Annotated in this window: 20 protein-coding genes and 1 pseudogene; 15 read left to right on the top strand and 6 right to left on the bottom strand. The window is 61.2% G+C overall.

Annotated elements, in window-relative coordinates; translation table 11 throughout:
* The first annotated feature begins 58 nt into the window (after nucleotides 1–58).
* Together BHC62_RS12635 and BHC62_RS12630 are read left to right on the top strand one after the other, a co-directional pair.
* A complete protein-coding gene (locus BHC62_RS12635; protein WP_070995210.1) occupies nucleotides 59–1,243 on the top strand; it encodes a thiolase family protein in 1,185 nt (394 codons plus the stop codon).
* A gap of 201 nt (nucleotides 1,244–1,444) precedes the next feature.
* Nucleotides 1,445–2,407 (top strand): DMT family transporter, encoded by a 963-nt coding sequence (locus tag BHC62_RS12630; protein WP_070995209.1) that lies wholly within the window; start codon nucleotides 1,445–1,447, stop codon nucleotides 2,405–2,407.
* A gap of 9 nt (nucleotides 2,408–2,416) precedes the next feature.
* Here the strand turns inward: BHC62_RS12630 and BHC62_RS12625 are convergent, their stop codons facing one another.
* Nucleotides 2,417–3,805: a class II fumarate hydratase gene (locus BHC62_RS12625; RefSeq protein ID WP_029298734.1), complete on the bottom strand. Its 1,389-nt coding sequence runs from the start codon at nucleotides 3,803–3,805 to the stop codon at nucleotides 2,417–2,419.
* A gap of 193 nt (nucleotides 3,806–3,998) precedes the next feature.
* On the opposite strand from BHC62_RS12625, the gene BHC62_RS12620 reads away from it, so the two are divergent.
* From BHC62_RS12620 to BHC62_RS12590, 8 genes and pseudogenes are all read left to right on the top strand, one after another.
* Nucleotides 3,999–4,520 carry a DUF2059 domain-containing protein gene (locus BHC62_RS12620; RefSeq protein ID WP_029298732.1) on the top strand — a complete coding sequence of 174 codons (522 nt, stop codon included), beginning with the start codon at nucleotides 3,999–4,001 and terminating at the stop codon, nucleotides 4,518–4,520.
* Between the two features lie 12 nt (nucleotides 4,521–4,532).
* Nucleotides 4,533–4,826 (top strand): BolA family transcriptional regulator, encoded by a 294-nt coding sequence (locus tag BHC62_RS12615; protein WP_029298730.1) that lies wholly within the window; start codon nucleotides 4,533–4,535, stop codon nucleotides 4,824–4,826.
* A gap of 31 nt (nucleotides 4,827–4,857) precedes the next feature.
* Nucleotides 4,858–4,947 (top strand): annotated as a pseudogene (locus BHC62_RS28955) (outer membrane lipoprotein carrier protein LolA); the annotation flags it as partial.
* A 103-nt stretch (nucleotides 4,948–5,050) separates the two neighbouring features.
* A complete protein-coding gene (locus BHC62_RS12610) occupies nucleotides 5,051–5,992 on the top strand; it encodes a rhodanese-related sulfurtransferase (protein ID WP_029298728.1) in 942 nt (313 codons plus the stop codon).
* Between the two features lie 3 nt (nucleotides 5,993–5,995).
* Nucleotides 5,996–6,631 carry a DsbA family protein gene (locus BHC62_RS12605; protein ID WP_070995208.1) on the top strand — a complete coding sequence of 212 codons (636 nt, stop codon included), beginning with the start codon at nucleotides 5,996–5,998 and terminating at the stop codon, nucleotides 6,629–6,631.
* Nucleotides 6,624–8,429 (top strand): ABC transporter ATP-binding protein, encoded by a 1,806-nt coding sequence (locus BHC62_RS12600; protein ID WP_070995207.1) that lies wholly within the window; start codon nucleotides 6,624–6,626, stop codon nucleotides 8,427–8,429. The genes BHC62_RS12605 and BHC62_RS12600 overlap by 8 nt, the downstream gene beginning before the upstream one ends.
* Nucleotides 8,430–8,524: 95 nt before the next feature.
* Nucleotides 8,525–10,987 (top strand): EAL domain-containing protein, encoded by a 2,463-nt coding sequence (locus BHC62_RS12595; protein ID WP_029298722.1) that lies wholly within the window; start codon nucleotides 8,525–8,527, stop codon nucleotides 10,985–10,987.
* A 79-nt stretch (nucleotides 10,988–11,066) separates the two neighbouring features.
* Nucleotides 11,067–11,825, top strand: a complete 759-nt coding sequence (locus BHC62_RS12590) for a TenA family transcriptional regulator (protein ID WP_186350829.1) — start codon at nucleotides 11,067–11,069, stop codon at nucleotides 11,823–11,825.
* A 22-nt stretch (nucleotides 11,826–11,847) separates the two neighbouring features.
* On the opposite strand, the gene BHC62_RS12585 is transcribed toward BHC62_RS12590, so the two are convergent.
* The 5 genes from BHC62_RS12585 to BHC62_RS12565 form a co-directional block, all read right to left on the bottom strand.
* Nucleotides 11,848–12,774, bottom strand: a complete 927-nt coding sequence (locus BHC62_RS12585) for a GGDEF domain-containing protein (RefSeq protein ID WP_070995205.1) — start codon at nucleotides 12,772–12,774, stop codon at nucleotides 11,848–11,850.
* 518 nt (nucleotides 12,775–13,292) lie between these two features.
* Nucleotides 13,293–14,033 (bottom strand): YciK family oxidoreductase, encoded by a 741-nt coding sequence (locus BHC62_RS12580; RefSeq protein ID WP_032863166.1) that lies wholly within the window; start codon nucleotides 14,031–14,033, stop codon nucleotides 13,293–13,295.
* 154 nt (nucleotides 14,034–14,187) lie between these two features.
* Nucleotides 14,188–14,859: an N-acetylmuramic acid 6-phosphate phosphatase MupP gene (gene mupP, locus BHC62_RS12575; RefSeq protein WP_029298714.1), complete on the bottom strand. Its 672-nt coding sequence runs from the start codon at nucleotides 14,857–14,859 to the stop codon at nucleotides 14,188–14,190.
* 4 nt (nucleotides 14,860–14,863) lie between these two features.
* Nucleotides 14,864–15,562 (bottom strand): bifunctional 2-polyprenyl-6-hydroxyphenol methylase/3-demethylubiquinol 3-O-methyltransferase UbiG, encoded by a 699-nt coding sequence (gene ubiG, locus BHC62_RS12570; protein WP_003172645.1) that lies wholly within the window; start codon nucleotides 15,560–15,562, stop codon nucleotides 14,864–14,866.
* Between the two features lie 62 nt (nucleotides 15,563–15,624).
* The gene (locus BHC62_RS12565) at nucleotides 15,625–16,956 is read right to left on the bottom strand and encodes a TRZ/ATZ family hydrolase (protein WP_070995204.1); all 1,332 of its coding nucleotides are present in this window, start codon (nucleotides 16,954–16,956) and stop codon (nucleotides 15,625–15,627) included.
* Between the two features lie 109 nt (nucleotides 16,957–17,065).
* On the opposite strand from BHC62_RS12565, the gene mtnA reads away from it, so the two are divergent.
* The 5 genes from mtnA to hisC all read left to right on the top strand — a co-directional run bounded on the left by mtnA (nucleotide 17,066) and on the right by hisC (nucleotide 24,749).
* Nucleotides 17,066–18,142, top strand: coding sequence for an S-methyl-5-thioribose-1-phosphate isomerase (gene mtnA / locus BHC62_RS12560; protein WP_070995203.1), 1,077 nt, complete (start codon nucleotides 17,066–17,068; stop codon nucleotides 18,140–18,142).
* 424 nt (nucleotides 18,143–18,566) lie between these two features.
* Entirely contained in the window at nucleotides 18,567–21,221 is a 2,655-nt protein-coding gene (gene gyrA / locus BHC62_RS12555) for a DNA gyrase subunit A (RefSeq protein WP_029298707.1), read from the top strand.
* A 226-nt stretch (nucleotides 21,222–21,447) separates the two neighbouring features.
* Nucleotides 21,448–22,533: a 3-phosphoserine/phosphohydroxythreonine transaminase gene (gene serC, locus BHC62_RS12550; RefSeq protein WP_029298706.1), complete on the top strand. Its 1,086-nt coding sequence runs from the start codon at nucleotides 21,448–21,450 to the stop codon at nucleotides 22,531–22,533.
* Entirely contained in the window at nucleotides 22,533–23,627 is a 1,095-nt protein-coding gene (pheA, locus tag BHC62_RS12545) for a prephenate dehydratase (RefSeq protein WP_029298704.1), read from the top strand. The genes serC and pheA overlap by 1 nt, the downstream gene beginning before the upstream one ends.
* 9 nt (nucleotides 23,628–23,636) lie before the next feature.
* Complete coding sequence (gene hisC / locus BHC62_RS12540) at nucleotides 23,637–24,749, top strand: histidinol-phosphate transaminase (protein WP_070995202.1); 1,113 nt, start codon at nucleotides 23,637–23,639, stop codon at nucleotides 24,747–24,749.
* The last annotated feature ends 18 nt before the right edge of the window (nucleotides 24,750–24,767 follow it).

Below are 24,767 nucleotides of genomic sequence, written 5' to 3'. Positions count from 1 at the left end.
CCTGGCGCTGGATCTATCCTCGATCTGTCTCCCAACAACGACAAGATTGAGGTAGCCCATGCGTGAAGTAGTGATCGTCGACAGCGTGCGAACCGGCCTGGCCAAGTCCTTTCGCGGCAAGTTCAACCAGACCCGCCCCGATGACATGGCCGCGCATTGCGTCAACGCCTTGCTCACCCGCAACGGCATCGACCCGGCCAGTGTCGAGGATTGCATCGTCGGCGCCGGTTCCAACGAAGGAGCCCAGGGCTACAACATCGGCCGCAACGTGGCAGTGCTGTCGCGCCTTGGCACCGGCACCGCGGGCATGACCCTCAACCGTTTCTGTTCTTCGGGGCTGCAGGCGATTGCCATCGCGGCGAACCAGATTGCCTCGGGTTGCAGCGACATCATTGTTGCCGGTGGCGTCGAATCCATCAGCCTGACCATGAAAAGCGTGAATACCGACAACCTGATCAACCCCTTGCTCAAGGAGCAGGTGCCGGGCATCTATTTCCCCATGGGCCAGACCGCCGAAATTGTCGCCCGGCGCTATAACGTCAGCCGCGAGGAGCAGGACCTGTACGCCCTGCAAAGCCAGCAGCGCACCGCCCAGGCCCAGGCTGACGGGCTGTTCGATGATGAAATCGTAGCCATGGCGGTCAAGTACAAGGTCGAGGATAAAAACACCGGCGAGGTACAGATTCTTGATGGCGTGGTCGATCGCGACGATTGCAACCGCCCAGACACCACCCTGGCCAGCCTCAGCGGGCTCAAGCCGGTGTTTGCCGAGGATGGCTCGGTGACGGCAGGCAACTCTTCGCAACTGTCCGACGGCGCATCGATGACCCTGGTGATGAGCCTGGAAAAAGCCCTGGAACTGGGGCTTAAGCCCAAGGCGTTTTTCCGCGGGTTTACCGTTGCCGGTTGCGAGCCGGACGAGATGGGTATCGGCCCGGTGTTCTCGGTGCCCAAATTGCTCAAGGCCCGTGGCCTGCAGGTGGCGGACATTGATCTGTGGGAACTCAACGAGGCATTTGCTTCGCAGTGCCTGTATGCGCGTAATCGCCTGGAAATCGACAATGCCAGGTACAACGTCAACGGTGGTTCGATCTCCATTGGCCATCCGTTCGGCATGACCGGCTCGCGGCAGGTGGGGCATCTGGTGCGTGAACTGCAGCGGCGTGATTTGCGCTACGGCATCGTCACCATGTGCGTCGGGGGTGGGATGGGGGCAACCGGGCTGTTCGAAGCTGTGCGCTGATCTATAAAACACCGAAGATCAAATGTGGGAGCGGGCTTGCCCGCGAATGCGGTGGGGCAGTGATGGATATATCGACTGACACACCGCATTCGCGAGCAAGCCCACCGTTGATTTGTGGTGTGTCTGATAAAAAACTTCGCCAAGGTCTACCCACATCCCCCTAGAATGCAGGTTCCTCTACCTCTGGCTCTTGGGGCACTCATGCACATCTCTTCCGGCCGCTGGGTCTACGGTTTATCCCTGACCCTGCTGACCGCGCTGCTCTGGGGCATTTTGCCGATCAAGCTCAAGCAGGTCCTGCAGGTGATGGACCCGATCACCGTGACCTGGTTTCGCCTGATGGTGTCCGGCACTTGCCTGTTCATTTACCTGGCCGCCGTCAAGCGTCTGCCCAGCCCCAAAGTCCTGGGCAAGCGCGGTGGCTGGCTAGTGGCGATGGCGGTATGCGGACTGGTGGGCAACTACGTGCTCTATCTGGTCGGGCTGAAGATGTTGAGCCCCGGCACCGCGCAACTGGTGGTGCAGATGGGGCCGATCTTCCTGATGATTGCCAGCGTGTTCCTGTTCAAGGAGCGTTTCAGCCTGGGGCAGGGCGTAGGCCTGCTGGTATTGATCATCGGTTTTGCGCTGTTCTTCAACCAGCGCCTGGCAGAGCTGTTGACGTCCCTGGGCACTTACACCGCCGGGGTGCTGACGATTCTGCTGGCAACCACCATCTGGGTGTTCTACGCCCTGGGCCAGAAGCAATTGTTGACGGTGTGGAATTCCCTGCAGGTCATGATGGTGATCTACCTGAGCTGCGCATTTCTGCTGCTGCCCTGGGTGCATCCCATGGAGGCGCTGCAACTGAGCCCGTTGCAAGGCTGGCTGCTGCTGGCGTGCTGTTTCAATACCCTGATTGCCTACGGCGCCTTTGCCGAGGCCTTGGCCCACTGGGAGGCTTCGCGGGTCAGCGCGACCCTGGCGATCACGCCGTTGGTGACGTTCGTGGCGGTGGCGATTGCGGCATGGCTGTGGCCCGACTATGTGCACGCCGAGCAGATCAATGGCCTGGGCTACGGTGGCGCGGTGCTGGTGGTGCTGGGATCGGCATCGGTGGCGTTGGCCCCGTCCTTGATCGCCGGGCTCAAGGCCCGGCGCGCAAGGTTGATACAACCTCTGTAGGAGAGGGGATCAGTGCCCGGCTTCGAGCATGTTTTCCGGGCGTACCCACTGGTCGAATTCGGCATCGGTGAGGTAGCCCAACTCCAGCGCCGCTTCGCGCAGGGTCAGCCCTTGGGCATAGGCTTTCTTGGCAATCTCTGCCGACTTGTCATAGCCGATATGCGGGTTCAGCGCCGTCACCAGCATCAGCCCGCGCTCCAGGTGCTCGGCCATTTGCTCGGCGTCGGGTTCAAGGCCGGCGATGCAATGTTCCTGGAAGTTGCGGCAGCCGTCGGCGAGCAGGCGGATCGACTCCAGCAGGTTGTGGATAATCACCGGCTTGTACACGTTCAACTGCAAATGCCCCTGGCTTGCGGCAATGCCGATGGTCACGTCATTGCCCAGCACCTGGCAGGCCAGCATCGACAGCGCTTCGCACTGGGTCGGGTTGACCTTGCCGGGCATGATCGAACTGCCCGGCTCATTGGCCGGCAGGCGCACTTCAGCCAGCCCGGCGCGTGGGCCCGAGCCTAGCAGGCGCAGGTCGTTGGCGATTTTCATCAAGGCCACGGCCAGGGTTTTCAAGGCGCCGGACAAAGTCGTCAGCGGCTCATGGCCCGACAGCGCGGCGAACTTGTTGGGGGCGGTGACAAACGGCAGCCCGGACAACGCGGCGATTTCTGCGGCAATGGCCTCGCCAAAGCCATGGGGCGAGTTCAGGCCGGTGCCGACCGCCGTGCCGCCTTGTGCCAGTTCGTAGACGGCGGGCAGGGCACTGCGAATGGCGCGCTCGGCATAATCGAGTTGCGCGATAAACGCCGAGACTTCCTGGCCAAAGGTGATGGGCGTGGCGTCCATCATGTGGGTGCGGCCGGTCTTGACCAGCTTCATATGGCGCGCCGACAACTCGGCCAGCCCACCGGACAGCTCACGCAGCGCTGGCAGCAACTGCTCATGCACCGCTTGTACGGTGGCAATGCTCATGGCAGTGGGGAAGCAGTCGTTGGAACTCTGGGAACGGTTGACGTGATCGTTGGGGTGCACCGGGCTCTTGCCGCCACGGGGCTTGCCCGACAGCTCATTGGCGCGGCCGGCGATCACCTCATTGGCGTTCATGTTGCTCTGGGTGCCACTGCCGGTCTGCCAGACCACCAGCGGGAACTGGTCATCGTGCTTGCCGTCGAGCACTTCGTCAGCGGCCTGTTCGATCAGGCGGGCGATGTCGGCGGGCAGGTCGCCATTGCGATCGTTGACCCGCGCCGCGGCCTTCTTGATCAGCGCCAGGGCGTGCAGGACCGCCAGTGGCATGCGTTGCTCGCCGATGGCGAAATTGACCAGTGAACGCTGGGTCTGTGCGCCCCAGTAAGCGTCATCCGGGACTTGTACTTCGCCCAGGCTGTCGGTTTCGATACGGCTCATCGCGGTGACTCTCCTTGTAGTCGGTTTGCGCAGTTTAGGCCCTGGAGGCACGCTTGGGTTCCATAAAAGCCATTTCATCGGGCAATCCCCCGCAAAACCAGGCCCTACAAGGCGTGGGGTTGAGTACCGGCGTTTTTTAGGCGCAGAATGGTCGCCCTTGGGGTCTTACCTCGCCAGCTAGAAAGGAAACTCGATGACTCGTCTTCGTGCCATCTGTACCGCGGTTGCCCTGGTATGTGCCAGCGGCCAGGTTCTTGCCGATACCGCCAGCCACAACGCCAGTGCCGAAGCCTTCCTGACCCTGGCTCACGCAGACAAGCTCGGCACCCCGGTGTACATGCAAGTGCAGCAAATGTTTGCCCAGCGTTTCGAGCAGACCAAGGCGCCTGCCGCCAAGCAAACCGTTCTGGATACCTACCAGGCCAAGGCCAACGCCGCCCTGGACCAGGCCATTGGCTGGAACAAGCTCAAGCCGGACATGGTCAAGCTGTACACCAGCAACTTCAGTGAGTCAGAACTCAAGGACCTGGTTGCCTTCTACAAATCGCCACTGGGCAAGAAAGTCCTGGAGAAAATGCCGCAACTGACCCAGCAATCGGCCCAATTGACCCAGGCCAAACTGGAAAGCGCCGTACCGGTCGTGAACAAGCTGTTGGAAGACATGACCAACGAATTGGCTCCGGCGAAAAAAGCCGCCGCGCCTGCCAAGAAGTAAGTGGAGCCAGGAATGACCATGCAACAGCGCATCGAGACGGCACTTGCCGCCCTGAGCCCGGAACACGTGAGTGTGCTGGACGAAAGCCATATGCACAGCCGTGGATTGCAGACGCACTTCAAGGCCGTGCTGGTCAGCCAGCAGTTCGACGGACTCAACCGCGTCAAGCGCCACCAGAAGGTCTACGCCACGTTGGGCGACCTGATGGGCGAGTTCCATGCGCTGGCACTGCATACCTACACGCCTGAAGAATGGGCGAAAATCGACGCAGCCCCGGCCTCGCCGACCTGCGCTGGCGGACATTGATCGGTAACGGTCAGCCTCTGTAGGCGCGAGCTTGCTCGCGAAGATCGTTAACGATGACGCGCGCATTCTGAAAGCACGCGGCGTTCTCAGGTTTTTCGCGAGCAAGCTCGCTCCTACAGTTCAGGGTTTATCCCTGATAGAATCCGCAACGCGCCGCTCAGTCGGCGCGTTTTTTTTGCATCCGGTTCACCCTTTGCGAGGGTAGCCACCTGGAGAGAACACCCATGACACAACCCATCGTCGTGGCGGCACTGTATAAGTTCGTCACCCTCGAAGATTACGTCGCCCTGCGCGAGCCGCTGCTGCAAGCCATGGTCGACAACGGCATCAAGGGCACCTTGCTGATCGCCGAAGAAGGCATCAACGGCACCGTTTCCGGGAGCCGCGAAGGCATTGATGGCCTGATGACCTGGCTGAAGAACGACCCGCGCATGGTCGACATCGACCACAAAGAGTCGTACTGCGACGAGCAGCCGTTCTACCGCACCAAGGTCAAGCTGAAAAAAGAGATCGTGACCCTGGGCGTCGAAGGCGTCGACCCCAACAAGAAAGTCGGCACCTATGTTGATCCACAAGACTGGAACGCCCTGATCAGCGACCCAGAAGTGCTGTTGATCGACACCCGTAACGACTATGAAGTGTCGATCGGCACCTTTGAAGGGGCGATCGACCCGAAAACCACGAGTTTTCGCGAATTTCCCGACTATATCAAAGCCAACTTCGATCCGGCCAAGCACAAGAAAGTCGCCATGTTCTGCACCGGCGGCATTCGCTGTGAAAAGGCCTCCAGCTACATGCTCAGCGAAGGGTTCGATGAGGTCTATCACCTCAAGGGCGGCATCCTCAAATACCTCGAAGAGGTGCCCCAGGAACAAACCAAGTGGCAGGGTGACTGCTTCGTGTTCGATAACCGCGTGACCGTGCGCCACGACTTGAGCGAAGGTGACTACGATCAATGTCATGCCTGCCGCACACCGGTTAGCGTAGAGGACCGCGCATCCGAGCATTACGTGGCCGGCATCAGTTGCCCGCATTGCTGGGATAAGCTGTCCGAGAAGACCCGTCGCAGTGCGATCGACCGCCAGAAGCAGATCGAACTGGCCAAGGCCCGCAATATGCCGCACCCGATTGGTTACAACTACAAGCAACCATCCACCGAGGCTTGAACCATGTCCGCGCGCCTGCTCTATGTAATGGACCCGATGTGTTCCTGGTGCTGGGGTTTTGCCCCGGTGGTCAAGGCCCTGGTTGAGCAGGCTCAGGCGGCTGGCGTGGAATTGCACCTGGTGGTCGGCGGTTTGCGCACCGGCAGTGGTTCGGCGCTGGAGCCGGCCACCCGGCGCTATATCCTGGAACACTGGCAGGCGGTGACTGAAGCCACTGGCCAGCCGTTCCGCCTGGAGGGCGCCTTGCCTGACGGGTTTGTGTATGACACGGAGCCGGCATGCCGGGCCCTGGTCACCGCGCGCGGACTGGCGCCGGATTGCGCCTGGACCTTGCTCGGGCTGATCCAGCAGGCATTTTACGTCGAGGGTCGCGATGTGACCCGCGCCAGTGTGTTGGTGGAGCTGGCCGAGACCGCCGGGGTGCCGCGTATCGAGTTTGCCGAGGCTTTTGACCGCGCCGAACAGCATGCCGCCACGGCCGCTGATTTCACCTGGGTTCAGGACCTGGGCATCGCCGGTTTTCCCACCTTGTTGGCCGAGCGCAATGGCCAATTGGCCTTGTTGACCAACGGCTACCAGCCGCTGTCCGAGCTGTCGCCGTTGCTCGGTCGCTGGCTGGAGCGAGCCGCCTGTGGCTGAACAACCCGCCGTACGCGTTGATCGGCTGACCTGGGCAGAAATCCGCCGCCTGGCCCTGCGTCATAAAAAAGCCCTGTGGATCGCCAATGGTGTCGCCGTTCTGGCGACCCTGTGCAGCGTACCGATTCCCCTGCTCCTGCCATTGCTGGTGGACGAGGTGTTGCTGGGCAATGGCGATGCCGCACTGAAGGTGATGAACCACGCGTTGCCAGCACCCTGGCAGCAGGCCGCAGGCTATATCGGCCTGATGCTGCTGATCACCCTGGTGCTGCGTTGCGCGGCGCTGGTGTTCAACGTGGTCCAGGCGCGCCTGTTTGCCGGGCTGGCCAAGGACATTGTCTATCGCATCCGCGTGCGCCTGATCGAACGGCTCAAGCGCATCTCCCTGAGTGAATACGAAAGCCTGGGCGGCGGTACCGTGACCACGCACCTGGTGACCGACCTGGACACCGTGGACAAGTTTGTCGGTGAAACCTTGAGCCGCTTCCTGGTGGCGATGCTGACCCTGGTCGGCACCTCCGGCATCCTGATGTGGATGCACTGGAAGCTGGCGCTGTTGATCCTGTTGTTCAACCCATTGGTGATCTACGCCACGGTGCAGTTGGGCAAGCGGGTCAAACACCTGAAGAAGCTGGAAAACGACAGCACCTCGCGGTTCACCCAGGCCCTCACGGAAACCCTGGACGCCATCCAGGAAGTGCGCGCGGGCAATCGCCAGGGCTTTTTCCTCGGGCGCCTGGGGCAGCGCGCCCAGGAAGTACGTGACTTTGCCATCAACTCCCAGTGGAAAAGCGATGCATCCAGCCGCGCCAGCGGCCTGCTGTTCCAGTTCGGGATCGATATCTTCCGTGCGGCAGCGATGCTCACGGTGCTGTTTTCCGACCTGTCCATCGGCCAGATGCTCGCGGTGTTCAGCTACCTGTGGTTCATGATCGGCCCGGTGGAACAACTGCTGAACCTGCAGTACGCCTACTACGCCGCCGGCGGTGCGCTGACGCGCATCAACGAACTGCTGGCCCGTGCCGACGAGCCGCAATATGCCGGGGGCGAAGATCCATTTACCGGACACCAGACCGTGGGCATCGAAGTGCGGGGCCTGGACTTCGGCTATGGCGAAGACCTGGTGCTCAACCAGTTGAACCTGGCGATTGCCCCCGGGGAAAAGGTCGCGATCGTCGGTGCCAGTGGCGGCGGTAAAAGCACCCTGGTGCAACTGCTGTTGGGGCTCTACACCCCACAAGCGGGGACGATCCGCTTCGGCGGCGCGACCCAGCAGGCCATTGGCCTGGAAACCATTCGCGAGCATGTCGCGGTGGTGCTGCAGCATCCGGCGTTGTTCAACGACACCGTGCGCGCCAACCTCACCATGGGCCGCGAGCGCACTGACCAGGCCTGTTGGCAGGCCCTTGAAATTGCCCAGTTGGATGCTACGGTCAAAGGGTTGCCTCAAGGTCTGGACAGTATTGTCGGGCGCTCGGGCGTGCGTTTGTCCGGTGGCCAGCGCCAACGCCTGGCGATTGCCCGGATGGTGCTGGCCGAGCCAAAAGTGGTAATTCTCGACGAAGCCACCTCGGCCCTGGATGCGGCTACCGAGTACAACCTGCACCAGGCTCTGGCGCGGTTTCTCAGTGGGCGTACTACACTGATCATTGCTCACCGTTTGTCGGCGGTGAAGCAGGCTGATAGGGTATTGGTGTTTGACGGTGGACACATCGCCGAAGATGGCGACCACCAGCAACTGATAGCCGATGGCGGCTTGTACGCCAAGCTTTATGGACACTTGCAACAAGTTCGCTGAATCGATCCCGGCTCCGGCCCTTAAGGGGTCGTGTTTGGCCTCGGCTGTGCTGTCAGGAGCAGTTTTTACTCGCCTGTGCTGATGCAAGGGATCTCATGAAGCAGAAGCGAACTCTCGGAACACCCCGGTTGCTCGGTATTGTCTGGCCCTTTATTGCCGTCGTGCTGTTCCAGGCGCTGCTGGGCTGCGTCAGTCTTTACGTGCTGTCGGCCGTGCGCGGCTATGTGGCGGGCGAGAGCCTGTGGTCCAAGGGCCAGAAAGACGCCATCTACTACCTGACCCTGTACGCCGACAACCGCGACCAGGCGACCTTTCTCAAATACCAGAACGCCATTGCCGTCCCCCAGGGCGGGCACGAGCTGCGTATCGCCCTGGATCGCTCCAGTCCTGACCTGGCGGCGGCGCGCCAGGGGATCCTTAAAGGCGGCAATCATCCTGACGACGTGTCGAGCCTGATCTGGCTGTACCTCAACTTCCGCCATTTCAGCTACCTGGAAAAAGCCATCGAGCTGTGGACCGTCGGTGACAGCTACCTGGTGCAACTTGATGAGCTGGCGCAGGAGATGCACCGGCAAATCATCGCCGATCGGGTCAGCAGTGCCGATATCCATGCCTGGAAAAACCGTATCATCGCGATCAACGAGGGGGTGACGCCGGCGGCCAAGGCCTTCAGCGATGCCTTGGGTGAAGGCTCCAGGGTGATTCTGCGCCTGTTGCTGATCACCAACCTGGCCACTGCCTTGGGGCTGATCGCCTTGGCGTTGCTGCGCACGCGCAAGCTATTGGCCCAGCGCCATGCGTTTGCCGATGCCTTGCAATTGGAGAAGGAGCGGGCGCAGATCACCCTGGAGTCCATCGGCGATGGGGTGATCACTACCGATGTCGATGGGGCTATCGCCTACATGAACCCGGCGGCGGAATCCCTGACCCACTGGAACGCGGCCCAGGCCCAGGGCCTGCCGTTGGCTGCGTTGTTCAATCTGCTGGATGAACACGCCCAGGCCGACGGGTTTACCCTGATCGACCATATTCTTGACGGCCAACTCAGCGGTGGCAGCGAGCATTCCAAGCTGATCCAGCGCCTGGATGGCAGTACCGTCTCCGTGACCCTGGTGGGGGCACCGATCCGCAGTGCCGGCAAGGTCAGTGGCGCGGTGTTGGTGTTGCACGACATGACCCAGGAGCGCCAGTACATTGCCAATCTGTCCTGGCAGGCGACCCATGATGCCTTGACCGGGCTGGCCAATCGGCGTGAATTTGAATATCGCCTGGAGCAGGTGCTGCATGGCGTCGGGCGCCAGCAGTCGGCGCGCCATGCCTTGATGTTCCTCGACCTGGACCAGTTCAAGCTGGTCAACGACACCTGTGGCCATGCGGCGGGCGATGAACTGTTGCGGCATATCTGCGCCTTGCTGCAATCGGACCTGCGCGAAGGCGATACCCTGGCCCGCCTGGGTGGGGATGAGTTTGGCATCCTGCTGGAGAACTGCCCGGCGCCGGTGGCCGAGAAGATCGCCGAGAGCCTGCGACATACCGTGCAAAACCTGCACTTCGTCTGGAAAGGCCGACCGTTTGTCACCACGGTCAGTATCGGCCTGGTGCATATCTCGCACACCCCGACCACCCTGGAGACGTCATTGCGTGCCGCGGATATGGCCTGCTACATGGCCAAGGAGAAGGGGCGCAACCGGGTGCAGGTCTATCATGCCGACGACACCGAGCTGTCGTTGCGCTTTGGCGAAATGGCCTGGATCCAGCGCCTGCACATGGCCCTGGAAGAGGACCGCTTCTGCCTGTATGCCCAGGAAATCGCGCCCTTGGGCCACACCGAGGCGGGGGCCGGGCATATCGAGATCCTGCTGCGCCTGCACGATGAAGCGGGGCGGATCATCTTGCCTGACAGCTTTATCCCGGCCGCCGAACGCTACGGGTTGATGACCTCGCTGGACCGCTGGGTGGTAGAGAACGTGTTCAAGCTGATCGCCCGTTGCATGCTCGAGCGACCTGGCAGGCCCATGGCAATGTGTGCGATCAACCTGTCGGGCATCACCATCGGCGATGACGATTTCCTGCGTTTCCTGCGGGAGAAGTTCAGTGCCTATGGGATTCCACCGGGCATGATCTGTTTTGAAATCACCGAAACCAGCGCCATTTCCAACCTGGGTAGCGCGATTCGTTTTATCAATGAGCTCAAGGCGTTGGGTTGCTGCTTCTCCCTGGATGACTTTTGTGCCGGAATGTCCTCATTCGCCTACCTCAAACATTTACCTGTAGACTTCCTGAAGATCGATGGAAGTTTCGTAAAGGATATGCTGGACGACCCGATTAACCGCGCCATGGTCGAAGTGATCAATCACATCGGCCATGTCATGGGTAAACGCACGATTGCCGAGTTTGTCGAAACACCGCACATCGAGCAGGCACTGCTTGAGATCGGCGTGGACTACGCTCAGGGCTACCTGATTGAGCGCCCGCAATTGTTTACCTTCGATAGTTTGCAATGTCGACCTGCGCGCCCGCAGCCTCTGTTATTCAGGGCGCCCGGCACGTTCCGCTGAAACATCTGCTGGTCTGTACACATCACAAATCAAAAGGAGCCCGACAGTGATCGACACATTCAGCAGAACCGGCCCGCTTATGGAAGCCTCAAGTTACCCCGCCTGGGCTCAGCAATTGATCCAGGACTGTAGCGAGAGCAAGCGCCGCGTTGTCGAACACGAACTGTACCAGCGCATGCGCGATAACAAGCTCAGCGCCAAGACCATGCGCCACTACCTGATCGGTGGCTGGCCAGTGGTGGAACAGTTCGCGTTGTACATGGCACAAAACCTGACCAAGACCAAGTTTGCCCGTCATCCTGGGGAGGATATGGCGCGACGTTGGTTGATGCGCAATATTCGTGTGGAACTGAACCATGCCGATTATTGGATGCACTGGGCGCGCGCCCATGGCGTCGGCCTGGAAGAGCTGCAGGCGCAACACGTACCGCCAGAGTTGCATGCGCTGAGTCATTGGTGCTGGCACACCAGTTCGGCCGATTCGTTGATCGTTGCCATTGCCGCCACCAACTACGCCATCGAAGGCGCCACTGGGGAGTGGTCTGCGCTGGTGTGTTCAACGGGCGTGTATGCCGCTGCTTTCCCTGAAGAAGACCGCAAGCGCGCCATGAAGTGGCTGAAGATGCATGCCCAGTATGACGACGCCCACCCGTGGGAAGCGCTGGAGATTATTTGCACCCTGGCGGGGATGAACCCGAGCAAGGCGTTGCAAGTGGAGTTGCGCCAGGCTGTGTGCAAAAGCTACGACTATATGTACCTGTTCCTGGAGCGCTGCATGCAGTTGGAGAAAACTCCGGTGACCCGCGAGCGTCAAGTCCTGGCGACCAGCGAAGCCTGACCCGGGCATGGCGGGGTAGCGTTTACCCCGCCATTGCCAGGCGGTTACGGCCTTCGCGCTTGGCCACGTACAAGGCATTGTCGGCGCGGCGCAGCAGGCTCTCGGCCGACTCGCCCGCCAGCAACGTCGCGCAACCCAGGCTCACCGTCAATTCGATACGCGTAGCGTCTGCCCAGTAGTCCCGGGCCTGCGCTGCCTGGCGCAGGCGTTCGCCGACCAGGGTGGCGGCCTCGCGGCTGGTGTTGGAAAGCAGGATCAGGAACTCGTCCCCACCAAACCGAAACACCATATCCACATTGCGCAACTGGCTTTTGATCGAGGCAGCGACGGCCTTGAGCACTTTGTCGCCGGTGGCGTGGCCGTGGCTGTCGTTGATGTGCTTGAAGTGATCGATGTCGAGCATCAGCAAGGACAGCGGATGCAGGTGCCGCCTGGCCATTTCGATCTCGCGGCCCAGGGTCTGGTCCATGGCGACGCGGTTGCCGGTCTCGGTCAGTGGATCGCGCAGGGCGGTGCGGGTCGCGCAGCGATACAGCAAGGCGTTGCGCATGGGGTAGAGCAGGCTGGCCAGCAGCGACTCCAGATTGCCCTGTTCCTCCTCCGTGAAACGCTGGTTGCGGCGAAACACCAACTCTCCCAGGTGCTCGCCCTCGTGGCTGAGGCTGTAGCTCACGGAGTGATGGCCACGCTGGCCGTATTCCAGGCGCAGGTCGCTGGCTTCATGGCGGTATTGCAGGGCATCCAGGGGCACAAGGCGTTGCACTTCGCGAAAGAACAGGCCAAGGATTCGCTCCGCCTCCAGGCTGGTCTGCAATTGCAGGTTCAGTTGCTGGCGCAGTTGCCCGAGGCTGATGGGGCGCCGTGCGATAAGGGAAGGCTGGCCAAAGCCCAGGCGTTGCAATTTGGCACTGTCGAAGTCAATTGCGTTGGTCTGGGTCGGTGTTTTCATAAGCGGGTAGGCCTCTAAGCACTTAATGCTGTCTTACAGGCTCAATGGGAGCGGCCGCTGGCGGGCGCCTTACTGTTCCTTCAGTTCTGTAAAACATAGGTAACAGTCTAGTCCGCTTTGCCGGGGGTTATAACCCCTGATCCCATGCCACACGTCTTTACGTCGTGCCGCCTGTTTGAAGCAAATTGGAGCGAAAAGCGTGCCATTTCGTGCAATATTTTTTATTGCTTATAAAACAAGGGGATGGGATTTAGTGCGTATGCACAGCGCTGGGAATTTGGCGCCAGCCCCTGTGGGGGGCTTGTTGTGGCGAGCGGGCTTGTCGGAACGCCGCATCGCCCGCGTTGGGTGGCGTAGCCGCCCCAAAACCTGCCGACTCGGTATGTCTGAAACAACTGCGGTGTCTGGGGTGGGGCTGCTACGCAGCCCAGCGCGGGGCAAGCCCGCTCGCCACAGGGTAAGTCGTCAGTTAGAGACGTAGGGTTATCCCAGGCCAGCCCGCTCCCGCATTGTGGGGATTACTGCGCGTCGAATGCCTGCCCATTGATCCCCGAGCTATCCGGGCCCATCAGGTACAGGTACACCGGCATGATTTCTTCCGGCAGCGGGTTGTTGGCCGGGTTTTCTCCAGGATAAGCCTGGGCCCGCATGCTGGTGCGGGTGGCGCCTGGGTTGATGCTGTTGGCGCGCACTGCGGCAACGGTGTCGAGTTCGTCCGCCAGGGTCTGCATTAGGCCTTCGGTGGCGAATTTCGATACGCCATAGGCGCCCCAGTAAGCGCGCCCTTTGCGCCCCACGCTGCTGGAGGTAAACACCACCGACGCGTCCTGGGACAGCTTGAGCAGCGGCAGCAGCGTGGCAGTCAGCATAAACATGGCGTTGACGTTGATATGCATGACGCGCATGAAATTCTCGCCCGACAGCTGTTCGATCGGGGTGCGCGGGCCGATGATCGAGGCGTTGTGCAGCAACCCGTCGAGATGGCCGAATTCTTTTTCGATCATTGCCGCCAGCTCATCGTATTGATGGGGCAGGGCGGTTTCCAGGTTGAACGGAATCACCACCGGTTGCGGGTGGCCGGCGGCTTCGATTTCATCGTAGACCTGGGCCAGGTTGGCTTCGGTCTTGCCCAGCAACAGCACGGTGGCGCCGTGGGCGGCGTAGGTCTTGGCCGCAGCAGCACCAATCCCGCGACCGGCGCCGGTGACCAGGATGACCCGGTCCTTGAGCAATTCTGGGCGTGCGGAGTAATCAAACATAATCGACCTCAACAAAATTCAGTGGGGCAACACATATCTGAATGTGGGAGCGGGCTTGCTCGCGAAAGCGTAGTGTCAGTCAACTCTCTATCAGATGACCCACCGCCTTCGCGAGCAGGCCCGCTCCCACATTAGAGCTTCATTGGTTAGCCATTCAGCAGCTGCAGAGTGCGCTATCGAGCACTTTGCGCAGTTCCAGCGGATGATCGACCACAACGTCGGCACCCCAGTTGCGGGCGTTGTCGTCGGGGTGGATGTAGCCATAGGTGACGGCGGCGGTGCGGGTGCCGGCGTCGCGCCCTGACTCGATATCCCGCAGGTCGTCGCCCACGAACAGTACGCTGGCCGGGTCCAGGTCGAGCATCTTGCAGGCCAGGATCAGTGGTTCCGGGTCAGGCTTGCTGTTCTTCACGTGGTCCGGGCAGATCAGTAGCGCCGAGCGTTGGGCCAGGCCCAGTTGCTCCATGATCGGCTCGGCAAAGCGCAGCGGCTTGTTGGTGACCACGCCCCAGATCAGCTTGGACCGTTCGATGTCTTCCAGCAGTTCGGCCATGCCATCAAACAGCTTGCTATGGATCGCGCAGCCCTTGAGGTAGCGTTCGAGGAACTCCAGGCGTAACGCTTCGAAGCCTGGGGACTCGGGGTCCATGGCAAACGTCACGGCAACCATGGCCCGGGCGCCGCCGGAGACTTCATCGCGGATATGCTGATCGTTGATCGGCGCAAGCCCGCGCTCGGCACGCATGGCCTGGCAGATGGCGATAAAGTCCGGCGCGGTATCGAGCAGCGTACCGTCCATGTCGAAAAGAACCGCTTTCAACTTCACAGGTTTATTCCTCTCGCAGGGTCTGGATCATGTAGTTGACGTCGACGTCGCTGGCCAGCTTGTAGTGCTTGGTCAGCGGGTTGTAGGTCAAGCCGATGATGTCCTTGACGGTCAGCCCGGCCTGGCGGCTCCAGGCACCCAGTTCGGAAGGACGGATGAATTTCTTGAAGTCATGGGTGCCGCGCGGCAGCAGCTTCATGATGTATTCGGCGCCGATGATCGCGAACAGGTAAGCCTTGGGGTTGCGGTTGATGGTGGAGAAGAACACCTGGCCGCCGGGCTTGACCATACGAAAACACGCGCGGATCACCGACGATGGGTCGGGCACGTGCTCCAGCATCTCCAGGCAGGTCACCACGTCGAACTGCTCGGGCATTTCCTCGGCCAGGGCTTCGGCGGTGATCTGGCGGTACTCCACGCTCACGCCCGACTCCAACTGATGCAACTGGGCCACGGCCAGAGGCGCCTCGCCCATATCGATGCCCATCACTGTGGCGCCGCGCTGGGCCATGGCCTCGCTGAGGATGCCGCCGCCGCAGCCCACGTCGAGGACTTTCTTGCCGGCCAGATTGACGCGCTCGTCGATCCAGTTGACCCGCAGCGGGTTGATGTCGTGCAGGGGCTTGAACTCGCTCTCGCGGTCCCACCAGCGGTGGGCCAGGGCTTCGAATTTGGCGATTTCGGCGTGGTCGACGTTACTCATGGGTAGTCCTCTAAATCCGATAAAACGGTGTGCCTGGCCGGAATATTGATCCTGGGCCGGCGTTATTCGTGGTGTCCACTGATGCGCTGGCCCCAGGCGGCGGCCATGGCGCTCAGTTGCTGCTCATCCATACGGGTCAGTTGCCGGTCGTCGAGCAGTTGCTTGCCGCCGACCCAAAGGTGTTTCACACAATCGCGTCCGGTGGCATATATAAGCTGCGAGACCGGATCGTAGATCGGTTGCTGGGCCAGTCCTGAAAGGTCGAAGGCCACGATATCTGCGGCCTTGCCCACTTCCAGCGAGCCGATTTCAGCCTCCAGGCCCATGGCTCGCGCACCGTTGAGGGTGGCCATGCGCAGCGCACGGTGGGCATCCAGGGCGCTGGCCGAGCCGGCGACGGCCTTGGCCAGCAGCGCGGCGGTGCGGGTTTCGCCCAACAGGTCCAGGTCATTGTTGCTTGCTGCGCCATCGGTGCCTACTGCCACATTGACGCCGGCCTGCCACAAGCGTTCCACCGGGCAGAAGCCACTGGCCAGTTTCAGGTTGGATTCCGGGCAATGGATCACGCTGCTGTTGCTTTCTACCAGCAACGCCAGGTCGTCTTCGCTGATTTGGGTCATATGAACGGCCTGCAAGCGCGGGCCGAGCAGGCCCAGGCGCGCGAGTCGGGCCAGGGGGCGTTCGCCATACTGTTCCACGGACTGCTGCACTTCAAAGGCGGTTTCGTGGACATGCATATGAATGGCGGCGTCCAGCTCCTCGGCGATCACCCGGACTTTTTCCAGGTTTGCATCGCTGACGGTATAAGGCGCATGGGGGCCAAAGGCGATTTTGATCCGTGGGTGATGCTTGAGGTCGCCAAACAGCTCCACGCCTTGGCGGATCGCCTCGTCGGCATTGGCTGCGCCGGGTATCGGGAAGTCGAGGATCGGAATGGCAATCTGTGCCCGCAGGCCGCTGTTGTGTACGCGTTCGCTGGCGACCTTGGGGAAGAAGTACATGTCTGAGAAGCAACTGATGCCGCCCTTGATCTGCTCGGCAATCGCCAGGTCGGTGCCATCACGTACAAACGCCTCATCGACCCACTTGGCTTCGGCCGGCCAGATATGTTGTTGCAGCCAGGTCATCAGTGGCAGGTCGTCGGCCAGGCCGCGAAACAGGGTCATCGCCGCGTGGCCATGGGCGTTTACCAGGCCCGGGCTGAGCAGCACTCCGGGCAACTCGCGCACTTCATGGGCTGCCAGTTTCAGCGCCTGGGCGCGCGGGCCGATAAACGCGATGCGCCCGTCGCGGATGCCCAGGCCATGCGCCTTGAGCACCACGCCCGCAGGCTCGACCGGTACCAGCCAGCTTGGCAGTAGCAGTAAGTCGAGCGGGGCGGCAGGTGGCGTCATAGCGGGCATCGTCCAGGGCGGTCATATAAAGAGGGCGAAGTATACCCGAGCGTCCTGGCTGGCGGATCGCTATAATCCGCGGCTTTTGTTGATGAGTACGGGGTGAGGGATGCGCGATCGACTGTTGGCAGCGGAGAAAGTGAAGGCCATCGATTGGCGTGATGGCGCACTGCACCTGCTCGATCAGCGTGCGCTGCCCTCCCGGGAAAACTGGGTGACCTGCGCGACGGTCGACGAAGTGGCCGCGGCCATTCGTGCGATGGTGGTGCGGGGCGCACCGGCCATCGGCATCAGCGCCGCCTATGGGCTGGTGCTGGCCGCGCGCGCGCGGATCGCCGAGGGCGGTGACTGGCAGGCTTCATGGGAGGAGGACTACGCGCTGTTGGCCGATTCCCGTCCCACCGCGTCGAACCTGTTCTGGGCCATCAAGCGCATGCGTGATCGCCTCGATCGCCTCAAAAAGCACGCCGATCCGCTGGCGGTGCTGGAGGCTGAAGCCATCGCGATCCATGAAAGCGACCGTGAAGCCAACCTCACCATGGCGCAATTGGGCGTCGAATTGATCCGCAAGCATCAGGGCAATGCCCAGGCGATCCTGACCCATGGCAACGCCGGGGCCTTGGCGAGCGGTGGTGTGGGCACTGCGCTGGGGGTGATCCGTGCGGCGTTTCTGGAGGGCATGGTCGAGCAGGTCTATGCCAACGAAACCCGCCCCTGGCTGCAAGGCTCGCGGTTGACCGCCTGGGAACTGGCGGGCGCGGGCATTCCGGTCACGGTGAATGCCGACTCGGCTGGCGCGCATATCCTCAAGACCAAGGGGGTGACCTGGGTGATTGTGGGGGCTGACTGCATCGCCGCCAATGGCGATGTGATCAGCAAGATCGGCACCTACCAGTTGGCCGTGTGCGCCATGCACCATGGCGTACGCTTTATGGTGGTGGCGGCGAGTTCGACCCTGGACCTGATGATGGCTACTGGTGATGACGTCACCCTGGAAGAACGCGATGCCGGCGAGTTGCTGGAGGTTGCCGGGCAGCGCTTTGCTGCCGATGTTGCGGCCTTTAACCCGGTGTTTGACGTCACGCCGGCGGACCTGATCGACGTGATCGTCACCGAAAAAGGCATCGTCGAGCGGCCTGATACCGCCAAGATCGCCAAATTGATGTGCCGTAAGCGCCTGCATTGAGGGCTTTGGTGTCTCGCAGATTGCAATCGCGTGCAAGCCCGCTCCCACATTATGAGTGCCTTCATAAAACAACGGTGGGAGCAGGCTTGCCCGCGATTAGCCCGAAAAGCCAGCAAAACCCTCGGATCCACAGGCAAATCCTAGCCTCTATTCAGCTCTGAGCCCCTCTCGTCGCCCTCAAGCCTGTCATCCGTCAACTTACTACGCTCCATGCGCATCTGGGGGATAGGTGCGTGGCGGCGATTGTGATACCATTCGGCGGTTTCCAAGGTCACCCCAAGGGGCGACCTTTAATGCGCAGATCCGTGTCATAACTCGTTGATTTGTCGTAAGTCGTTGCCAGGCATCATGCCGGCGGCGGCGAGCTTCGTTCGTCCCATATGGATGTGACGAGGTTTCACCCGAAAAAGGAATCAGGCTTCTCATGGGCGAACTGGCCAAAGAAATCCTCCCGGTCAATATCGAAGACGAGCTGAAACAGTCCTACCTCGACTATGCGATGAGCGTAATTGTCGGGCGGGCACTGCCTGATGCGCGCGATGGCTTGAAGCCCGTGCACCGGCGTGTGCTGTTCGCGATGAGCGAGCTGGGTAACGACTGGAACAAGCCGTACAAGAAATCTGCCCGTGTTGTCGGTGACGTGATCGGTAAGTATCACCCTCACGGCGACACTGCGGTGTACGACACCATCGTTCGGATGGCCCAGCCGTTTTCCCTGCGCTACCTGCTGGTAGACGGCCAGGGCAACTTCGGTTCGGTGGACGGCGACAACGCCGCGGCCATGCGATACACCGAAGTGCGCATGACCAAGCTGGCACACGAGCTGCTGGCCGACCTGCACAAAGAAACCGTGGACTGGGTGCCGAACTACGACGGCACCGAAATGATCCCGGCGGTCATGCCGACCCGTATTCCCAACCTGTTGGTCAACGGTTCCAGCGGTATCGCCGTGGGCATGGCCACCAACATCCCGCCACACAACCTCGGTGAAGTCATCGACGGTTGCCTGGCGCTTATCGACAACCCCGAGCTGACCGTCGATGAGCTGATGCAATACATCCCCGGCCCGGACTTCCCGACCGCCGCGATCATCAACGGCCGCGCCGGCATCATCGAAGCCTATCGCACCGGCCGTGGCCGCATTTATATGCGCGCCCGCTCGATGATCGAAGACATCGACAAGGTCGGTGGCCGCCAGCAGATCGTCATCACCGAACTCCCGTACCAGTTGAACAAGGCACGTCTGATCGAGAAGATCGCCGAGCTGGTTAAAGAGAAGAAGCTCGAAGGCATCACCGAACTGCGCGACGAGTCTGACAAAGACGGTATGCGCGTGGTGATCGAGCTGCGTCGTGGCGAAGTGCCTGAGGTGATCCTCAACAACCTCTACGCCCAGACCCAGCTGCAAAGCGTGTTTGGTATCAACGTCGTGGCCCTGATCGACGGTCGCCCGCGCATCCTGAACCTCAAGGATCTGCTGGAAGCCTTCGTGCGTCACCGTCGTGAAGTGGTGACCCGCCGCACCGTGTTCGAACTGCGCAAGGCCCGCGAGCGCGGGCACATCCTGGAAGGCCAGGCGGTTGCGCTGTCGAACATCGACCCGGTTATCGCCCTGATCAAGGCTTCGCCGACCCCGTCGGAAGCCAAGGAAGCGCTGATCAAGATGCCGTGGGAATCCAGCGCCGTCGTGGCGATGGTTGAACGTGCCGGTGCCGATTCGTGCCGTCCGGAGACCCTGGACCCGCAATACGGCCTGCGTGATGGCAAATACTTCCTGTCGCCGGAACAGGCCCAGGCCATCCTGGAACTGCGCCTGCACCGTTTGACCGGTCTGGAGCACGAGAAGCTGCTGGCCGAGTACCAGGAGATCCTCAACCAGATCGGCGAGCTGATCCGCATCCTCAACAGCGCCGTGCGCCTGATGGAAGTGATCCGCGAAGAACTGGAAGTGATCCGCGCCGAATACGGCGACGTGCGCCGCACCGAAATTCTCGATGCGCGCCTCGATCTGACCCTGGGTGACATGATCCCGGAAGAAGAGCGCGTGGTGACCATTTCCCACGGTGGCTATGCCAAGACCCAGCCTTTGGCTGCGTACCAGGCCCAGCGCCGCGGTGGTAAAGGTAAATCGGCTACCGGCGTGAAGGATGAGGACTACATCGCTCACCTGCTCGTTGCCAACAGCCACACCACGCTGTTGCTGTTCTCCAGCAAGGGCAAGGTGTACTGGCTCAAGACCTATGAAATCCCGGAAGCGTCCCGCGCTGCCCGTGGCCGTCCGCTGGTCAACCTGTTGCCGCTGGACACCGATGAATACATCACCACCATGCTGCCGGTCGAGGAATACACCGAGGGTCACTTCATCTTCATGGCAACCGCCAAAGGCACCGTGAAGAAGACCCCGCTGGAATCCTTCAGCCGCCAGCGCAGCGTGGGCCTGATCGCCCTGGAGCTGGACGAAGGCGACGTGCTGATCTCTGCGGCCATTACCGATGGCGAGCGTGAGGTCATGCTGTTCTCCGACGGTGGCAAGGTGACGCGCTTCAAAGAGTCCGACGTGCGTGCGATGGGCCGTACCGCCCGTGGTGTGCGCGGTATGCGCCTGCCGGAAGGGCAGAAGCTGATTTCCATGCTGATTCCGGAAGAAGGCAGCCAGATCCTCACAGCTTCGGCCCGTGGTTATGGCAAGCGCACCGCTATCAGCGAGTTCCCCGAGTACAAGCGTGGCGGCCAGGGTGTGATCGCCATGGTCAGCAATGATCGCAACGGCCGTCTGGTCGGCGCGGTCCAGGTGCTGGATGGCGAGGAAATCATGCTGATTTCCGACCAGGGCACCCTGGTACGTACCCGTGTTGATGAAGTGTCGAGCCTGGGCCGTAACACCCAGGGCGTGACCTTGATCAAGCTGGCCAGCGACGAGACCCTGGTGGGCCTGGAGCGTGTCCAGGAGCCATCGGAAGTCGAAGGCGAGGAGCTGGAAGGTGAGGAGTTCGATGGCGAGGTGATCGCAGCCGGCGATGACAGCGTCGACGAGCCAACCCTCGATGCTGCCGCAGACGAAGAAGAACCGCAGGAATAAGCGGACAACCAAGGGGGCGGATGAAGATTCGCCCCCTTGTTATTTGTCCCTTTTGAAAGTTTGCAATACTGCGCATTCCCCTGTGGGAGCGGGCTTGCTCGCGAAAGCGGCGTATCAGTCAGCGCATAGGCGGGCTGACACACCGCTTTCGCGAGCAAGCCCGCTCCCACAGGGGTTATGTGTCGAACACGAATTATGTGACCAACAGATCAGAGCGAGATTGGATGTGAGCAAGAGAGCCTATAACTTCTGTGCTGGTCCCGCGGCACTTCCTGAAGCAGTCCTGCAGCGTGCGCAGGGTGAACTCCTCGACTGGCATGGCAAAGGCCTCTCCGTGATGGAAATGAGCCATCGCAGTGATGAGTTCGTGTCCATTGCTACCAAGGCCGAGCAGGATCTGCGTGACCTGCTGGACATCCCGTCGGACTACAAGGTGCTGTTCCTGCAAGGCGGCGCCAGCCAGCAATTCGCCCAGATCCCGCTGAACCTGCTGCCGGAAGACGGCACTGCCGACTATATCGATACCGGTATCTGGGGGCAGAAGGCCATTGAAGAGGCCTCGCGCTACGGCAACATCAACGTGGCCGGTACTGCCAAGCCCTACGATTATTTCGCTATTCCAGGTCAGAACGAGTGGAAGTTGTCCAAGGACGCGTCCTATGTTCACTACGTCCAGAACGAAACCATCGGCGGCCTGGAATTCGACTGGGTACCTGAAGTCGGTGATGTCCCGTTGGTGTGCGACATGTCCTCGGACATCCTCTCGCGCCCGATGGATGTGTCCCGCTACGGCATGATCTACGCCGGCGCGCAGAAGAACATCGGCCCGAGCGGCATCCTGGTCAACATCATCCGTGAAGACCTGCTCGGTCGTGCCCGCTCGGTGTGCCCGACCATGCTCAACTACAAGGTCGCGGCCGACAACGGCTCGATGTACAACACTCCGCCGGCTTTTGCCTGGTACCTGTCGGGCCTGGTGTTCGAGTGGCTCAAGGAGCAGGGCGGCGTGGCAGCCATGGGCAAGCTCAACGAAGAGAAGAAGCGCACCCTGTACGACTTCATCGACGCCAGCGGCCTGTACAGCAACCCGATCAGCCTGAGCGCCCGTTCGTGGATGAACGTGCCGTTCCGCCTGGCCGATGACCGCCTGGACAAGCCATTCCTGGCGGGTGCCGACGAGCGTGGCCTGCTCAACCTCAAGGGGCATCGTTCGGTAGGCGGCATGCGCGCGTCCATCTACAACGCCGTCGACATCAATGCCATCAAGGCACTGGTGGCCTACATGGCAGAGTTCGAAAAGGAACACGGCTAATGTCTGAGCAAGAACTCAAGGCCCTGCGTGTACGCATTGACGCCCTGGACACCAAGGTCCTGGAGCTGATCAGTGAGCGGGCGCGGTGTGCCCAGGAAGTGGCGCGGGTCAAGATGGCTTCCCTGGCCGAAGGCGAAGTGCCGGTGTTCTATCGTCCAGAGCGCGAAGCCCAAGTGCTCAAGCGGGTGATGGAGCGTAACCAGGGGCCGCTGGGCAATGAAGAGATGGCGCGGTTGTTCCGCGAAATCATGTCTTCGTGCCTGGCCCTCGAGCAGCCATTGAAAGTGGCGTACCTCGGCCCCGAAGGCACCTTCACCCAGGCGGCGGCGATGAAGCATTTCGGCCACGCGGTGATCAGCAAGCCGATGGCGGCCATCGATGAGGTGTTCCGCGAAGTGGCTGCCGGTGCGGTGAACTTCGGCGTAGTGCCGGTGGAAAACTCCACCGAAGGCGCGGTCAACCATACGCTTGACAGCTTCCTTGAGCACGACATGGTGATCTGTGGCGAAGTCGAGCTGCGTATTCACCACCACTTGCTGGTGGGCGAAAACACCAAGACCGACAGCATCAGCCGCATTTACTCCCACGCTCAGTCCCTGGCCCAGTGCCGCAAGTGGCTGGACGCTCATTACCCGAATGTCGAGCGCGTCGCGGTCTCCAGCAACGCCGAGGCGGCCAAGCGGGTCAAGGGTGAGTGGAATTCTGCGGCGATTGCCGGGGATATGGCTGCGGGCCTGTACGGCCTGACGCGCCTGGCCGAGAAAATCGAGGATCGCCCGGACAACTCCACGCGCTTCTTGATGATCGGCAGCCAGGAAGTGCCGCCGACCGGCGACGACAAGACGTCGATCATCGTCTCCATGAGCAACAAGCCGGGGGCGCTGCATGAGCTGCTGGTGCCGTTCCATGACAACGGGATTGACCTGACGCGCATCGAGACCCGTCCTTCGCGCAGCGGTAAATGGACCTATGTGTTCTTTATCGACTTCGTCGGCCACCACCGTGATCCGCTGGTCAAGGGTGTGCTCGAGAAAATCAGTCAGGAAGCCGTGGCACTCAAGGTGCTGGGTTCCTACCCGAAAGCGGTTTTGTGAGGCTTTGACATGAGTGGCAACTTCCTCGCCCTGGCGCAGCCGGGCGTGCAACAACTGTCGCCTTACGTTCCAGGCAAGCCTGTGGACGAGTTGGCGCGCGAGTTGAATCTGGACCCGGCGAAGATCGTCAAGCTGGCCAGCAATGAAAACCCCTTGGGGCCAAGCCCCAAAGTGCTGGCGGCGATCCGCGAAGAGTTGGCGGAACTGACCCGTTATCCCGACGGCAACGGCTTTGCCCTCAAGTCCCTGCTGGCCGAGAGCTGCCGGGTCGAGTTGAGCCAGGTGACCCTGGGCAACGGTTCCAATGACATCCTGGAGCTGGTGGCGCGTGCCTATCTGGCCCCGGGCCTGAATGCGGTGTTCAGTGAGCACGCGTTTGCGGTGTATCCGATTGTCACCCAGGCTGTCGGCGCCGAGGCGCGGGTGATTGCGGCCAAGGACTGGGGGCATGACCTCCCGGCCATGCTGGCGGCCATCGATGCCCAGACCCGCGTAGTGTTTATCGCCAACCCGAACAACCCGACCGGTACCTGGTTCGGTGCCGGCGCGCTGAACGAGTTCCTGCAGGATGTGCCTGGGCACGTGTTGGTGGTGCTGGACGAGGCCTACATCGAATACGCCGAAGGCAGTGACTTGCCCGACGGCCTGGACTTTCTCGCGGCCTACCCGAACCTGCTGGTATCGCGCACGTTCTCCAAGGCTTACGGCCTGGCGTCGCTGCGGGTTGGCTACGGGTTATCCACAGCCGTTGTCGCGGATGTGCTGAACCGCGTGCGCCAGCCATTCAACGTCAACAGCCTGGCGCTGGCGGCGGCCTGTGCGGCGCTCAAGGATGTCGAGTACCTGGAAGAAGGGCGACGGATCAACGAAAGCGGTATGCAGCAGCTGCAGCAAGGCTTTCGTGAGTTGGGCCTGGGCTGGATTGAGTCCAAGGGCAACTTTGTCTGCGTAGATCTCGCCCAGGACGCCGCTCCGGTATTCCAGGGCCTGCTGCGCGAAGGCGTGATCGTGCGTCCGGTGGCCAATTACGGCATGCCCAACCATTTGCGTATCACCATCGGTTTGCCGGCTGAAAACAGTCGCTTCCTTGAGGCGCTGGCCAAGGTCCTGGTCCGTGGTTGATGTGATTGCAATGCAACC

It is taken from the genome of Pseudomonas sp. 06C 126 (genome assembly GCF_001855215.1).
In the GTDB taxonomy this organism is placed as follows: domain Bacteria; phylum Pseudomonadota; class Gammaproteobacteria; order Pseudomonadales; family Pseudomonadaceae; genus Aquipseudomonas; species Aquipseudomonas proteolytica.
The sequence above is the reverse complement of the archived record's forward strand: the minus strand, read 5'-3'. Positions and strand labels throughout refer to the sequence as shown.

Coding starts and splice junctions, on each gene's coding strand:
- BHC62_RS12635 (WP_070995210.1), top strand. CDS start 59: ATGCGTGAAGTAGTGATCGTCGACAGCGTGCGAACCGGCCTGGCCAAG.
- BHC62_RS12630 (WP_070995209.1), top strand. CDS start 1,445: ATGCACATCTCTTCCGGCCGCTGGGTCTACGGTTTATCCCTGACCCTG.
- BHC62_RS12625 (WP_029298734.1), bottom strand. CDS start 3,805: ATGAGCCGTATCGAAACCGACAGCCTGGGCGAAGTACAAGTCCCGGAT.
- BHC62_RS12620 (WP_029298732.1), top strand. CDS start 3,999: ATGACTCGTCTTCGTGCCATCTGTACCGCGGTTGCCCTGGTATGTGCC.
- BHC62_RS12615 (WP_029298730.1), top strand. CDS start 4,533: ATGACCATGCAACAGCGCATCGAGACGGCACTTGCCGCCCTGAGCCCG.
- BHC62_RS12610 (WP_029298728.1), top strand. CDS start 5,051: ATGACACAACCCATCGTCGTGGCGGCACTGTATAAGTTCGTCACCCTC.
- BHC62_RS12605 (WP_070995208.1), top strand. CDS start 5,996: ATGTCCGCGCGCCTGCTCTATGTAATGGACCCGATGTGTTCCTGGTGC.
- BHC62_RS12595 (WP_029298722.1), top strand. CDS start 8,525: ATGAAGCAGAAGCGAACTCTCGGAACACCCCGGTTGCTCGGTATTGTC.
- BHC62_RS12590 (WP_186350829.1), top strand. CDS start 11,067: ATGGAAGCCTCAAGTTACCCCGCCTGGGCTCAGCAATTGATCCAGGAC.
- BHC62_RS12585 (WP_070995205.1), bottom strand. CDS start 12,774: ATGAAAACACCGACCCAGACCAACGCAATTGACTTCGACAGTGCCAAA.
- BHC62_RS12580 (WP_032863166.1), bottom strand. CDS start 14,033: ATGTTTGATTACTCCGCACGCCCAGAATTGCTCAAGGACCGGGTCATC.
- ubiG (WP_003172645.1), bottom strand. CDS start 15,562: ATGAGTAACGTCGACCACGCCGAAATCGCCAAATTCGAAGCCCTGGCC.
- BHC62_RS12565 (WP_070995204.1), bottom strand. CDS start 16,956: ATGACGCCACCTGCCGCCCCGCTCGACTTACTGCTACTGCCAAGCTGG.
- mtnA (WP_070995203.1), top strand. CDS start 17,066: ATGCGCGATCGACTGTTGGCAGCGGAGAAAGTGAAGGCCATCGATTGG.
- gyrA (WP_029298707.1), top strand. CDS start 18,567: ATGGGCGAACTGGCCAAAGAAATCCTCCCGGTCAATATCGAAGACGAG.
- pheA (WP_029298704.1), top strand. CDS start 22,533: ATGTCTGAGCAAGAACTCAAGGCCCTGCGTGTACGCATTGACGCCCTG.
- hisC (WP_070995202.1), top strand. CDS start 23,637: ATGAGTGGCAACTTCCTCGCCCTGGCGCAGCCGGGCGTGCAACAACTG.